Consider the following 13,893-nt stretch of genomic DNA (forward strand, 5'->3'; position numbering starts at 1 on the left):
TCAGGCGGAAAACGCTTCGATTTGTTGCTCATGAATTCTTCTTACCTCTCGGGTCGTTCTGTCTCCACAAAACCCGGGGCAATTCAAATCGGCCGGTCTGTTCATCGCGTCAGGGCATGGGGAGGCGCGTCGATGATCCCCGTTCCGGTCCATCGGGCGCTGGCGGGCTGTGGGTGCCTTGGAGATGGGGTGCTGGGGGGAGGCTGGCAACGGACAGAAGGACGGCAAGGTAAAAGCAGCGCCCGTTCGGGGCTGCATGTGGTTGGTTTGATTGGGGAATTTGCCCTCTCACCACGCACCACCTGCGGCTGTCCGGGCATTTTTCCTAATCTTTTCAATGATCCGGGCGCGGTCAGGCGCGCATCGAAGCGGAGAGCGGGCCATGCCGACGCGCGATGACAGTCTGACTGTCCGGCCCGGACGCATCCGGCATGGCAACCAGGGCGCACGACCAAAATCCTTCGTCGGGGAGGTCATGCGTGCTGCGAAGAAGGCCGGTCATACCGGCACCCGGTTCGGCGCGAAGGGCAGGGGAGGCGGCGGTTCCCGTTTCGGGCGCGGCCGACGCGCGGCACTCTCCATGCGGCTCCGCGGCAACGCCCGTCGCGTCATCGTCAAGGCGCGGGTGGTCCGCCAGCAGGGTACGGGGTTCCGGTCCGCGCCGCTCGCCCGGCACATCGCCTATCTCAGACGCGAGGGCGTGACCCGCGACGGTGCCAAAGCCCACCTGTTCGATGCCGGGTCTGATGAGGCGGACAGCAAGGCCTTCGCGGAACGCTGCGAAGACGACCGTCACCATTTCCGCTTCATCGTCTCGCCCGAGGACGCGGTGCGGCTGGAGGATCTGCGGGGCTTCGCGCGGGAACTGATGCAGGACATGGAGCGCGACCTCGGCACAAGGCTGGACTGGGTCGGGGTGGATCACTGGAACACTGACAATCCGCACGTCCATATCCTGGTGCGCGGCGTGGCCGATGACGGCAGGGATCTGGTGATCAGCCGCGCCTATATCAGCCAGGGCCTGCGCGACCGCGCCGCCGAACGGGTGACGATGGAGCTTGGCCCGCGCAGCGAGCACGAAATCCGCACCGCCCTGGAGATCGAGATCGGTGCCGACCGCTGGACCAGCCTCGATCGCGCGTTGCAGGACATCAGCGACGAGGGTGGCGGCATCGTCGATCTGCGGCCGGGCGCGGGTGCCGAAGACCCGGAACTACGCCGCCTGCTTGTCGGAAGGGCGACCAAGCTGGAAGGGCTTGGTCTTGCCGAACCGGTCGGGGTGGCACGTTGGACTCTCAAGCCGGGGCTGGAGACCACGCTGCGCGATCTCTCCATCCGGGGCGACATCATCACGACCATGCACCGCGCCATGTCCGATGGCGGGGCGGAGCCCGATGTTGCGGGTTTTGCCATCCATGGCGAGACGCTGGCCGATCCTGTTCTCGGGCGGCTGATCGAGCGCGGGCTGGATGACGAACTGAAGGGCTCGGGCTACGTGGTGATCGCCGGCACCGACGGGCGCACGCATCATGTCCGTTTCCCTGATCTGGACCTGACCGGCGATGCCAGGACCGGTGCGATCGTTGAGACCCGGAGCTGGGGGGATGCCAAAGGCACGCAGCGCCTGTCGCTGGCGACGCGTTCGGACTTCACGCTGGCCGAGCAGGTGACGGCGCCCGGCGCGACCTGGCTCGATCGTCAGTTGCTCGCCAAGGATCCGGCGCTGGCCAATGCCGGCTTCGGCTCGGAGGTCCGCGAGGCGATGGTGCAGCGGATCGGTCATCTGGCGTCCGAGGGGCTGGCCCGGCGACAGGGCGAGCGCGTGGTTTTTGCACCCGACCTGATTGGCACCCTGAGCCAGCGTGATCTTGATCAGGCGGCGGCGAGGCTTGCCGCCCAGACCGGGCTGGAGCACCGACCTGCGAAGGAAGGCGAGATTGTCTCGGGGGTCTACCGCCAGCGGGTCAACCTGTCCTCCGGCCGCTTCGCGATGGTCGATGACGGGCTGGGCTTCCAGCTCGTGCCATGGCGTCCGGCGCTGGAGCAGAAGCTCGGACGTCATGTTTCTGGTACGATGTCACCGGGCGGGGCGGTCGATTGGCATTTCGGACGGAAGCGCGGGCTCGGGATTTGAGACCTGACCGGTCAGCTTGTCAGTCCCACACCATAGATGTCCATCAGCTCATAGAACCAGTCTGCATCAAGGTTGTCGCTCTGGGAGGCGATCGCAATCGCGCTCTTCGCCCGGTCAAAAAGGGCGAAACAGATCTGATCGTTGTCATGGCGGGCGCGGTAGCTGATGCCGTCCGCATCGGGCCAGGCGTCGTGAACGGCTTTCGACCAGGTGTGCGGCAGATCGTACGGCAGGCCGGATGATGTGACCTCCGCCGTGGCGCCGAGCACAGCCAGTCCGGGACCGTGCAACTCCACCAGCCGCAGTTCTCGATCGGCGCTCAGGATGGCACGGGCCTTGGCGGCGATGAGATCCGTCGGCAGCAGCGTGCGGCCTGGCGCGCGCAGGAACGTTTCCGCGAACGCGCCAGCCGGCTGTTCCGCCGTGTAAAGAACGCCATGAGAGCCGTCCGGCGCGTTGAGACGCCCGGAGCGCGAACGGTCGAAATAAATCGGGTCATGAGCGCGGGAGTAAAAACGATGCAGGGGCTGGCCCGCGGGCAGAACGCGCCAGCGGGGTTGCCGGGAAGCGAGGTCTCCCGGCGGCCAAGGCTGGTCAGGCACGCGGTCAGCTGCCCTGGACGCCGATGGAGCGCGCCGCTTCCACGACTTCCTCAGTCTTGCCGGCGCCCAGCGCTTCGATCGGCGTTTGCCCACCGAGCTGCCCGAGCGGCGTGACCAGGAAATTCAGACGGAACCATGCGCTTTCGCTTGGCAGGGCGACGAGCACAGGCTTCAGACCGGACACGATCCCATCGCCGGTGAACTGCGCGACCGGATAGCGCCGCTCGCCGCTTGGTCCCGGAACCGCCAGGATCGCCTGTTCGCGGACTTTCTTCTCAATGGCCTGGCGGGTGACGCTGAGTAGTTCCCTGACCTGATCGAGCGTATAGGCACCACCGGCACGGCGGAGATCGTCGTCCCTGATCTGTTTCCCGCGCAACAGGGCGATCCCGCGCGGGCCGACCGCATAGGCGTCGGTCGCGGTCTCGCGGCGAGAGGACCGACCGGCTTGCGGACGAACCTCGTATTCCAGCACCTGCGGCTTCGCTCTGGCACGTCCGCGCGCCCGGGCTGTCTCGCGCGCCGCCAGTTCCAGCCCCGCAGGCACCGTCACGATGCTTCCCACGCCGAGAAGCCGGGTTCTGGTCTGGCTTCCCGCAACGCGGGCACGCGTTTGCGAAACGGGTGTCGTCGGCATCGTATCGCCTCCCGGAAAATTCCTCTCTATGATGGCAATATAGGAAACCATGACAACCAAAGCAACCGATAGAACGTAGTCTCGCCCCCGGCTCCGGTCTGGAGTCAGATCGGCGCCGTGCCCGCCGGTTCGGTATTCGGAGCCCCTGCGTCGTCTGCCTTCGGCGTTTCTTCCGGTAGTCGTTCCGGCAGCAGGGCGCGACGTTGCCCGAGCCAGAGTCCGTCGCTGATGTGATCCCGGCGTGGAGAGTGCGTATTCGGGTGGATCAGGATGCTCAGGCTACGGTGATTGAGCATCAGCCAGGGAACGAGCGTCGCGAACAGCGTCGTCTCGAAGGCGACCTGATACATAGGCAGCGTATGCGGTCCGACCGGAATCTCGTGCCAGCGTCCCAGTCGGACGACGAAACGTTCACCGATTTCGGTGCGCAGCAATTCCGCGGTCGCGCGCTCGTTCGCGCCGTCGAAATAGACATGGGCGTGATAGCTGGCGACGGACTCGATCAGGCGGATGGTATCGGTCATCGTTCGATCCCTGCGGATGGGAGCCGTCCGTTTATTATCCGCTATTGTCCGGCGGCTCCAGGCGTTGTCATTAAACCTTGAATATCAGAGAATCGAGCCGTTTGGTCGGTTCCTGTCATGAACCAGACCAAGATCCTCTGGGGATCGGTGTTTGCCGTCAGCACCGTGATCCTCGCCTTCACGTGGGCTGCCACCCAGTGGACCGCCTGGCGGCTCGGCTTCCAGCCGCAGCTCGGCGCGCCTTGGGTCACGCTGTTTGGCTGGCCTGTCTATTACCCGCCAGAGTTCTTCTGGTGGTGGTTCGCCTATGACGCCTACGCACCGGATATCTTCACCACCGGCGGTTACATCGCGGGGTCGGGAGGGATTGTCGCCGTCATCGTCGCGATCACGATGTCCGTCTGGCGTGCCCGCGAGAAAAAGCGCGCCACAACCTATGGCTCGGCGCACTGGGCCGATCCGCGTGAGATTCGTCGGGCGGGGCTGCTCGCCCCCGATGGCGTGGTGCTGGGCCGCTCGGCCGATGCCTATCTCCGCCATGACGGGCCGGAGCATGTGCTGTGCTTCGCGCCGACCCGATCGGGCAAGGGCGTCGGTCTGGTGGTGCCGACCCTGCTGACGTGGCCGGGCTCGGCCATCGTCCATGACATCAAGGGGGAGAACTGGACGCTGACCGCCGGCTGGCGTGCCCGCTTCGGCCGGGTGCTGCTGTTCGATCCGACCAATCTGGCCAGTGCGGCCTACAATCCGTTGCTGGAGGTCCGGCGCGGCGAACGTGAGGTCCGCGATGTGCAGAACATCGCCGACGTGCTGGTCGATCCCGAAGGCGCCCTTGAGAAGCGCAATCATTGGGAGAAGACCAGCCACGCGCTGCTGGTGGGCACGATCCTTCATGTCCTCTATGCCGAACCGGACAAGACCCTGGCCGGGGTCGCCAATTTCCTCTCCGATCCGAAACGGGCGATCGAGACGACGCTGCGCGCGATGATGACCGCGCAGCATCTCGGGGCGAAGGGTGTCCATCCGGTGGTCGCGAGTTCGGCGCGGGAACTGCTGAACAAGAGCGATAATGAACGCTCGGGCGTGCTGTCCACCGCAATGTCGTTTCTCGGTCTGTATCGTGATCCGGTGGTGGCGCATGTGACCCGACGCTGCGACTGGCGGATCCGGGACCTTGTCGCCGGCAGTCATCCGGCGACGCTGTATCTGGTGGTACCCCCATCGGATATCAGCCGCACCAAGCCGCTGGTCCGCCTGGTGCTGAACCAGATCGGCCGCCGTCTGACGGAGGAACTGGAGGCGGGGCGGCGTCATCGACTGCTATTGATGCTCGATGAATTCCCGGCGCTGGGGCGGCTGGATTTCTTCGAGAGTGCGCTGGCCTTCATGGCAGGCTATGGGATCAAGAGCTTCCTGATCGGACAGAGCCTGAACCAGATCGAGAAAGCCTACGGCCAGAACAATTCGATCCTCGACAATTGCCATGTCCGGGTCAGTTTCGCGACCAATGACGAGCGGACCGCCAAACGGGTGTCCGACGCACTGGGTACCGCCACAGAGATCCGTGACGCGAAAAACTATGCCGGCCACCGGCTATCGCCATGGCTCGGGCATCTGATGGTAACACGGCACGAGACGGCGCGGCCCTTGCTGACGCCGGGCGAGATCATGCAGCTTCCGCCTGACGAGGAACTGGTGCTGGTGTCCGGCTGCCCGCCGATCCGGGCGCGCAAGGCGCGGTATTTCGAGGATGCTGAACTGGCCGCGCGCATCCTCCCGCCACCCCGGTTCGAGCCACCTTCAGCCCCCGAAGGAACGCCGCCCATCGGACCGCAGCCGTCAGGGGACTGGGCCGATGTGGTCCAGCCGCCTGCCAGCAATGCGGATGATGATCCCGCCAATGCCGGTATCCGCCGTGAGCCGGAACTCCCGGAACAGGAAGAGGTGGCGCCGGAGCCGAGGAAGCCGGTGCATGAATTCGATCCGCCGGAGGACGAACCCGAGGACGCTACACGGGCGCAGACCCTGCGGCGCGGTGAGCGGGTTCTCGCGCGGCAGGTGTCGCTCGATCCTGGTGATTGGATGGGGCTATGACTGCTATGCGGATCAAGCACACGATCCGGCTGCCGCCAGATCTCAGCACAAAATTGGCCGATTACGCTGCCCGCAAGAAGGTGTCGCAGGCGCTGATCGTGGAAACAGCATTGACATCGTTCCTGTCGCCGGACGGGCCGGAGCGGCTGGAAGCCGCGCTGACCCGGCGACTGGACCGGATGACGCGCCAGTTGGAGCGCATGGAGCGGCGGGTGACGATCTCCAATGAATCGCTGGCCGTGTTCGTGCGCTTCTGGCTGACCAGCACACCGCCGTTACCAGATGCGGCGCTTGCGGCAGCGCAGAGCAAGGGGCGAGAGCGGTATGACGGATTTATCGAGGCAGTCGGGCGCAGGCTCGCCAGAGGGAAAACACTGGACGACGAGGTGAGGCTGGACGTGGTTCCTCGTGCGGAATGTCATGATACTTGACCCGCGAGACTACCCCATAAATTTTGGTCTGGATGTGGAGGATAGCGGTCGGTCTGCTTTAGGGGCAGTGCAACCAGTTGCAGACCTATTTAACAATCCCGGTGCGGTTTACTCTATTGGCGAACTCTTTTCGAATTATAGCCAAGAGCCCCAAAATCACGCAGAGAAAGTCGAGCAGCCAGCCATGACATTGAAAAAGAAATCCTTCTTTCATGCCGGATACCTTGCTATCCCGGTTATTATCATGGCGTCCCAAGCATCATCTAGGACGTTCCGTAAAGCGTCGGACGGCTGTCAATGATATTCTTGTCGGCTCCAACCATCGTTGGCCGAATCCACAGCAACCTGCTTTCTGCCAGCGCCTTCCCAAACCGTTGATTCCGCCAGTGTCCTCGGCGCCAGTGACCAACGGCCGTCCCGCCGAGCGTGTTTCGCTTCTCGAATGACGTTCGATAGCCGCAGAAATTGATCCAACGGCAACCGTCCTGACGTGCTTGCGCCTCTGCCATTTTTCTGGCTTTGCCCTTGGCCCGCCCGACTTTTTCATGGATACGCGGATCGTTTAGTCGTTTTTCCTGAGCGCGTTCGGGATAATTCAAGTAGCAGACGAGGTTGAACACCAGTCGCGTGACCTCTTCCAGAACCGTCGGATCGGAAATCACGTTGTGAAGATCGTCAGGATGCCCGTCTTCTTCTCGAAAGGTATCCATTGGAATCGCCGATCGGCGACCGCGTTCGATGCCATCTCTAACCGTATTGCGGTGCGAGACAAAATCGTAGTGCGCACGGAGCGTTGGCTGGCCCAAAAGATCGGTCAATGAAAGTGACGCCGGAGCATGATTGCGCTGACGGAACGTGAAATCCACCGTGAACATCAAGTATGAGCGCCACTCGCCCGAACCGCGGATATCCACCTTTTCTGCGATTTCATCCATCACCGCATCGGGATCTAGCAGGTATCGGTCGTAAAGCTGTTGGGCAGCCGTATTTTCGGCCAATAGCTTCGCAATGTAACTGTCAAAGCTTGCAAAACTTTCTGAGCCGTCCTTACACAGCCTCTCCAGAGCGCCTGGTATTCGCTCAAGATCCGCCCATTGCTTCCTCTGCTCAGCGATCAGTTCGTTCGGAGGACGGGGCTTCATCCGGAGAGAGTCAACCAGGCAAATTTCAGCCGTGACATAGAACCCATCGATGACCCAGTCGCGATTGTAGTCGGGCAAAAAATGTCCCGGCGCAAGAGCGACATAGAACGTGTCGTATGGCATCCGCAGGTTTTGGATGGGCAACTCATCCACGTCCGTATCGGCCAGCATTGCCAACAGGTCTGGCGCAAACTCGAATATTTGTTGACCACCGTGGCGCCAGTTTCGGAGCACCGAGCGCCAATTCTCTTCACGCAGGATAACCTCCCAGGCGGCTCTTTCCGGCACACCTTGAGGGAAATCGGCGAGAAAGGCATCTTCGTGAGGCGCCACCACCTGTCGGTAATAGTTTTCCCGCTCTGCGTCGGTACCGTCCGGCCTATTACTATCGACTGCCCAATAAGCATCGAGCCGAGGTTGTAAACCGCGCAATTCAGTTTCATGACGCCAAGCGTGCAACTGAGATAGCCTCACGGCCGGATTCTTCAAAATCGTTCCCAACAAAGATAGATTTAGCTCACTGCCGGTCTGCACTCATACCCAATAACAAATGTTCATCTTAATCGGAAATCGAGACGATACATCGCCTAAACTCTGCTAGAAAAACGATCGTAAGCAGTAACACGAACAGTTCTTATGTCTGCTTCGTATCGATATATTTCACGTAGAAGGTAGGATATTTCTGCATCCTTTTCAGCGTCAGCAACATCGAAATACCAAGATCGGGGCTTGCCATTCTCCTCGCCGTTCCAACGATATCCCCGAGCCTTCAGGATATCTTTGAATTCGAACGGCGAATTTTCGGCCCAGATCCGCCAGGTTGGCAGGCGTGCACGATCCAGCAGCCTGACAAGAGCCGGAACGTGCGTTCTCGGCAGTTCTTGCGCGAGGATTTCAATGGCGGCCAAGCAGTCATTCGCAGCGCGATGCCGATCGTAAAAGAAACCTAGGGCCATCGCGAGGTAGGAGAGCTTGGTGCCTTCGAACCCCTCAGCCGCCCAGTCGATCTCCGACATGGAACAGGCCCAAGGCTTGGTTGAGAACACCGGACTAAAGCGTTCAAGGAAATGCCGATCAAACGCTGCATTGTGAGCGATCACCACAGCAGCCGGAGCAGCAAAAGCAGCAACCTCTTCCGGATCAATTGACTTGCCAGACACCATGGTGTCAGAAATACCGGTCAACGTTGTGATTTCGGGCGAAATCAGCTTCGTCGGCTCGCGGAGACGGTCAAAGGGCTCTTGGACCTCCACGATCATCCCATCCAGCGCATACCTAAAAGGCACCATTGCCAGTTCGATAATCTCGTCCAGATCGGGATCGAGGCCTGTCGTCTCGACGTCGACCATCAAGCCTAGGCGCGTCTCGGTGGCGTCGTATCCTTCCACTGGCTCTCGCGGTCGAAGGCGCCGTAGCACCCGATAGTCTGGACTGGCCTCCAGCGCCGCTGCTAACTCTTCCAGATTTGAGACATCGATCATCAGTCGAATACGCCCTTCAGATCGACATTCTGGACAGGAGGCGCCGAGATCCGGATCTGAGCTGCACGTCCCTCTTCGTGGAACCAGAGTTCCCCAATCTTCGCGTCATCGCTTTTTGGAAGCGGTTTTACCTCCCGCACCTTGAAGGTGGTTGGGAGGTTCACCGATGTTCCAAACACGAGCGCGTGCTGCTTAGGCAACGACGGCAAACGCTTCAGGACCGCATCGGAAATGAATGGCGTCATCTGCCGGATCTGCGAAAGGTCATCCGGGTTCTGAATTCTATGGATCACAAAATTCGAGCATTGCGAGAGAACAGTTTTGGAAAGTTCGCTGGGTCGTTGCGACGCGACCAGCAGGAAAAGTCCATATTTTCGTCCCTCCTTGGCGATGCGCTCGTAGATTTTGCTGGCGTCAATTGCAAATTTTGACGGTGTCTCGGAGATGTAGCGATGGGCCTCCTCAAGCAAGAGGTGAACAGGAAAGCGGTTCCTTGGTTCGGCTTGCCGAAGCAGACGGAATGTCATTCGTGCAAGGACCGACGAGACCAGTTCGACCACCTCGTCTTCGACGGCGTTCATATCCACGATGATGATCTGATGGCGCTTTCTCCAGTGGTCGCCATTTTTTGACAGCCCAAGTAGCTGTTCGAGGAAAGCCTCCATAGTCGGGGTCGCTTCGCCCGGCTTTATGTCATAACGCATGAACGCATATTCGGATCTATCGCGAAGCGACTTGAACCGGGTAAACATCTGTGAGCAGTAATCACGGATTTGCCTGTTGCCATGCGCCTCTTCATAGAGAATTGCAAAATCCAAGCATTCCTCAAGATCATCGAACGTGAACGGCGCCTGTTTGTAGGACGGCAGATCAACATCCTTTCGAAGTTTTTTGCGAACCTCATCCAGAAATGGAGCCAGGTTCCCATCTCTGAAATTTCCGTACTGGTAGTTTGCTCCGTATTTCTGAAGAAGATTTATGTTCAGGTCTTTCGTTGGGTACTTCTGGAACAACGATACGACACGTTGAAACTTCGCGACTGGCGAATCCCCATCGGCACCTCTGAAGCATTCAATGACACAGGTAGCGATAAAGTGCTCCTTGATTGCCAGCGCTTCTGGAGTGTTTTCCCGAAACAGCCCTGTCAGTCCCAAAGCTGTACGAAGGACCGGAATTTGTGTTCGCTCGCTGGCTTGCAGAAGCAACTCCCATTCCGATTGTTCCAGGAACCAGTGCGGGAGGCGGAATTTGTGGTCATTCGCAGTTCCGTCCAGCACAACATGGGCGACGCCAATGCCGTTCTCTTTGGCGAGCGGCATCAACGCATTGGCGTATTCGCCATTTACATCGAAGACCACGAACGTCGCACCTCGAGCATGGAACTCGTCCGCCTTGTCGAACAACGACTGGAGCACCGACGCGACGGTGCAGGACTTCCCGCTCCCGGTATTGCCAAGGACAGCGGTATGGCCGCCGAAAAAGTCATTGATCCGGACTTTGACGTCATAGCCCTCGAATACCACAGAGCGGCCGATCGACATGGCGCGAAAGCGCGTCGCATCTTCGGGCACTGGCAGGGCACCATTGAGGCCTGAAGCGGGTTCGCTCGGCTTATCGGTCTCGAAAACGCGATCAAGCTCTGCATCGAGAGCATAGAGAGCATCCGCATAGAGCGACGGAAAGACGGAGACTCCGAAGCGAAACTTTGCGCTCCGGTCCTGTGGCAGCATCCCGACCGGCACGACGTCGAGATACTTCGCAGACGCAGCCTTGTCCAGCTCGCCATCGCCACGTCCAACGCTGGCGATGTCCCGCTCTCTCAGGCCGACAACCTCCACCACGACATATTCCGTCTGAACCGGAATCATCAGGAACGAGCCGAGACGGGCGACATAATGGACGTCATCGAACCCGACGACGGTGAAATTGTCTGTGCCAGCGTGCATCTCTACGACGAAGCGATCAGCCGCGACGGAGATCACCTTGCCGATGGCGCGTTTGCGGTCGTCGCGGCTCATTCGCTGTCTCCAGCGATGGACGGAGCCTCAGCCTTCTTCGGGGACATCACCTCCAGCACCTTTCGGATTGCATCGTCGATGCGCTCGCTCGGCCGCTGGGGCATAAACTCTTCAATGATCGTATCGAAATAATGCGCCTTGCGATCGGCTTCCGGACCGCTGCCACCGATGATCCAGATGCGGGGATCGTTCAGGGCGCGGAGTTTGGCCACTTCTCCCTCCAGCATCGGATCGACAAAGATTACCAGCCGAAACGTCGGTATGGTGAGGGCCTGATAGATGATATTGTTGATGTGTTCGTCGCCGAAGGCATATCCCATGGTGAAGAGAACACTTTGCTCCCTCACGATCCGCGACTGGAACTCGCGGAACAGGTCCGCATAGGGAGATCCGAGGCTGGAATTTTGCTTCGCAGGGGTGGGATAGATCATCACCTTTCCCGGTTCCTGCTTTTTCGAGACAGCCGTTTCGCGGATCGGGAACAGGCCGTGATCGTCTTCGATCCAGCTAATCGACCCATGAATCTTGCCGAGATAGACAAAGCCATCGACAGCCGACCATTTCCTGTTGGTCAGATCAAGCTGCTCGGCGAGTGCGTAACGGAAGGTCGCCGGATTGAAGCGGCGTTCAACCACACCGGAGAAGCCATTGGCATAGGGCAGGCCAAGCCGGTCCATCGCCGTCTCGTTGAAAAGGTCGTAGTTGGTGGTGAAAATCCACGGACGCGGCAGCGAGCGATCACGCAGGACCAGCTTTCTGTAGAATGTTTCGTAGAGCGTCCCGACGGTGCTGTCGCCATTGGCAAACGCTCCGTTCGTGCATTTGTCCCAGAGGAAAGCCTGCACCTTCTTAATGAGCGAATTGACGACCTTGAGATTATCTTCCGCCTTCGCAAGCGTGCTTCGAGAAAGCGAGAACCGAAGGCTGAACAGCAGCTCCATCAACCGTTCAAGGTTGCGGGCATACTCTTTCTCGCCGATATCTATCCCCAACTCGTCAGAAAGGACTTTCCGTTCGATTGCGGTCGGGAACCCCGCCTCGTCGGCGTCCCGCGCCTTCGTGAACTCCTTGGCAAGAGGCGCCATGGTTGGGATGCCAACCTCCCGCCAGTCATCGCCGAGCAAGCCGTCAGTTTCCTTGACGCAATACGACGAACATCCTGCCCCGAGCAGGAACGCTACGTTCTTTGCATTCAGAGATTCCGACAGCGCTTTCCTGACGACATCGGCACCGGCCGGCCATTCAAGATCGCCGGCATCCGCTTCGACGCCCCGCAGAAATTTGAATGTCAATTTCTCAGGCTCTTCTCCGTCGGAATCCGCCACGGGCACCCCCTTATTTGAACAATACTTCAATATCCGCCATAGGCCGGAAAAGCTTCATCGGTTGATCTGGAAACGGTAAAAAACTCTCTCGCTCATAGAAGCGCTTCGCGCCTTCGCCCTTGGCGTCCACGATCACCGCAAAAGATGCGATCTCGCTGCGCACGGCCCGATAGAGCGCGTCCGCTAGAAGAAACCGACCGTACCATTCTTTTGTCGCGAGATGAAAACCAGCGCTTACGATGAATGTCCGCTTTGGGAAAACAGATCTTAGACCGATAAGTGTCTGCAGAGAGGGCGGAAGCCGCCTGTCTCCTAATCTTTTATCTCCGAAAATTACCATCTGACGGTCACTGGATGACGTGTCCAATCAGACTGCCTTCTTCAGCACTGGGCTTGCCTTGAAGCGCACGGTCTTGCCCGCCTTGACCTTCACCGGTTCGCCGGTGCGGGGATTGAGCGCCTTGCGGGCCTTGGTCCTGTGGACGGTGAACGTCCCGAAGGACGGCAGCGTGAACCCGCCCTCCTGCTTCAGTTCGGCGACAATAGCTCCGACCAGGTCATCGGCGGCCTTGGTGGCGGCAACGCCCGTGCAGTCGAGGGAATCCTGAAGAACGGCGGCAATGAAGGCTTTGCTCATGCGGGCGCAGGTCCGTGTCGTGGTCGAATCCGAGGATGGTAGCAGCGCCCTTTCGCCCCGTCACCGGCCAAACGCACTCTACTCCTATGCAAGTTCTTCTATCCCGGCGCCCTACGACCAAAGAGACTTGTTGCGCTTCCGTGTTCATGCCTCTTTCTAATCGACCCCGCTGATCCATCGCCTCCCTCGGGAGGCCAATCGCGGGGTTTCTGGTGTCCATTGCTCCTTTCCGTTCCGAAGCCGTCGCTCGAGGCACGCGCATGCTGCGCACCGCCCTCGGCCCGGCCATTGCCGGGCATCTCGATGATCCGTCGATCGTCGAGGTGATGCTCAATCCCGATGGCCGGCTGTGGATCGACCGGCTGGCCGGCGGAATGGAGGACACCGGTACCCGGATCGGGCCGACCGATGCCGAGCGGATCGTCCGCCTGGTCGCCCATCATGTCGGGGTGGAGGTCCATTCCGGCAGCCCCCGCGTCTCCGCCGAACTGCCGGGAAGCGGGGAGCGGTTCGAAGGACTGGTGCCCCCGGTGGTGGCCGCACCCTGCTTTGCCATCAGGCGCCCCGCGGTCGCGGTGTTCTCGCTCGACGATTACGTGGCAGCCGGCATCATGACCGCCGCACAGGCCGAATTTCTGTGCCGCGCCGTCGCGGAGCGGCAGAACATCCTGGCCGCCGGGGGCACCTCCACCGGCAAGACCACGCTGGTCAACGCCCTGCTGGCCGAGATCGCGCAGACCGGCGACCGGGTGGTGCTGATCGAAGACACGCGCGAGCTGCAATGTGAATTGCCCCGGGTTTTGTGGAGACAGAACGACCCGAGAGGTAAGAAGAATTCATGAGCAACAAATCGAAGCGTTTTCCGCCT

The 13,893-nt window shown here is 60.3% G+C and carries 13 protein-coding genes and 1 pseudogene; 5 read left to right on the plus strand and 9 right to left on the minus strand.

The genetic code is table 11. From position 1 onward, the window contains the following. Window positions 1-132: 132 nt before the first annotated feature. A complete protein-coding gene (locus FKW19_RS15450; RefSeq protein WP_116100225.1) occupies window positions 133-399 on the plus strand; it encodes a hypothetical protein in 267 nt (88 codons plus the stop codon). Further along, a complete protein-coding gene (locus tag FKW19_RS11030; RefSeq protein WP_116100226.1) occupies window positions 383-2,134 on the plus strand; it encodes a DUF3363 domain-containing protein in 1,752 nt (583 codons plus the stop codon). Before FKW19_RS15450 ends, FKW19_RS11030 begins: the two co-directional genes overlap by 17 nt. 11 nt (window positions 2,135-2,145) lie before the next feature. Here the strand turns inward: FKW19_RS11030 and FKW19_RS11035 are convergent, their stop codons facing one another. The 3 genes from FKW19_RS11035 to FKW19_RS11045 form a co-directional block, all read right to left on the minus strand. Continuing rightward, window positions 2,146-2,736, minus strand: coding sequence for an RES family NAD+ phosphorylase (locus FKW19_RS11035; RefSeq protein WP_116100227.1), 591 nt, complete (start codon window positions 2,734-2,736; stop codon window positions 2,146-2,148). A gap of 4 nt (window positions 2,737-2,740) precedes the next feature. Next, window positions 2,741-3,373: a hypothetical protein gene (locus tag FKW19_RS11040; protein ID WP_116100340.1), complete on the minus strand. Its 633-nt coding sequence runs from the start codon at window positions 3,371-3,373 to the stop codon at window positions 2,741-2,743. Between the two features lie 104 nt (window positions 3,374-3,477). Then, window positions 3,478-3,897 carry a DOPA 4,5-dioxygenase family protein gene (locus FKW19_RS11045; RefSeq protein ID WP_116100228.1) on the minus strand — a complete coding sequence of 140 codons (420 nt, stop codon included), beginning with the start codon at window positions 3,895-3,897 and terminating at the stop codon, window positions 3,478-3,480. A gap of 117 nt (window positions 3,898-4,014) precedes the next feature. On the opposite strand from FKW19_RS11045, the gene FKW19_RS11050 reads away from it, so the two are divergent. Together FKW19_RS11050 and FKW19_RS11055 are read left to right on the plus strand one after the other, a co-directional pair. Beyond that, window positions 4,015-5,991 carry a conjugal transfer protein TraG gene (locus FKW19_RS11050; RefSeq protein WP_116100229.1) on the plus strand — a complete coding sequence of 659 codons (1,977 nt, stop codon included), beginning with the start codon at window positions 4,015-4,017 and terminating at the stop codon, window positions 5,989-5,991. Window positions 5,992-5,996: 5 nt separating this feature from the next. Beyond that, window positions 5,997-6,422, plus strand: a complete 426-nt coding sequence (locus FKW19_RS11055; RefSeq protein ID WP_193561096.1) for a CopG family transcriptional regulator — start codon at window positions 5,997-5,999, stop codon at window positions 6,420-6,422. Window positions 6,423-6,685: 263 nt separating this feature from the next. Here FKW19_RS11055 and FKW19_RS11060 read toward each other — a convergent pair whose 3' ends face one another. From FKW19_RS11060 to FKW19_RS11085, 6 genes are all read right to left on the minus strand, one after another. Further along, on the minus strand, window positions 6,686-8,053 hold the full coding sequence (locus tag FKW19_RS11060) for a hypothetical protein (protein WP_150150545.1): 1,368 nt from the start codon (window positions 8,051-8,053) through the stop codon (window positions 6,686-6,688). A gap of 98 nt (window positions 8,054-8,151) precedes the next feature. Continuing rightward, a complete protein-coding gene (locus tag FKW19_RS11065; RefSeq protein ID WP_116100232.1) occupies window positions 8,152-9,045 on the minus strand; it encodes a 3'-5' exonuclease in 894 nt (297 codons plus the stop codon). Beyond that, complete coding sequence (locus tag FKW19_RS11070) at window positions 9,045-11,063, minus strand: ATP-binding protein (RefSeq protein WP_116100233.1); 2,019 nt, start codon at window positions 11,061-11,063, stop codon at window positions 9,045-9,047. Before FKW19_RS11070 ends, FKW19_RS11065 begins: the two co-directional genes overlap by 1 nt. Next, entirely contained in the window at window positions 11,060-12,388 is a 1,329-nt protein-coding gene (locus tag FKW19_RS11075; protein ID WP_116100234.1) for an SIR2 family protein, read from the minus strand. Before FKW19_RS11075 ends, FKW19_RS11070 begins: the two co-directional genes overlap by 4 nt. A gap of 10 nt (window positions 12,389-12,398) precedes the next feature. After that, window positions 12,399-12,755: a hypothetical protein gene (locus FKW19_RS15750; protein ID WP_116100235.1), complete on the minus strand. Its 357-nt coding sequence runs from the start codon at window positions 12,753-12,755 to the stop codon at window positions 12,399-12,401. Then, entirely contained in the window at window positions 12,756-13,025 is a 270-nt protein-coding gene (locus FKW19_RS11085; protein WP_116100236.1) for an HU family DNA-binding protein, read from the minus strand. It lies immediately after the preceding gene. Between the two features lie 260 nt (window positions 13,026-13,285). On the opposite strand from FKW19_RS11085, the pseudogene FKW19_RS11090 reads away from it, so the two are divergent. Then, window positions 13,286-13,828: pseudogene (locus FKW19_RS11090) on the plus strand (ATPase, T2SS/T4P/T4SS family); the annotation flags it as partial. Between the last annotated feature and the right edge of the window lie 65 nt (window positions 13,829-13,893).

The sequence above is a fragment of the Acetobacter sp. DmW_125128 genome, assembly GCF_008704325.1.
GTDB lineage: Bacteria > Pseudomonadota > Alphaproteobacteria > Acetobacterales > Acetobacteraceae > Acetobacter > Acetobacter oryzifermentans.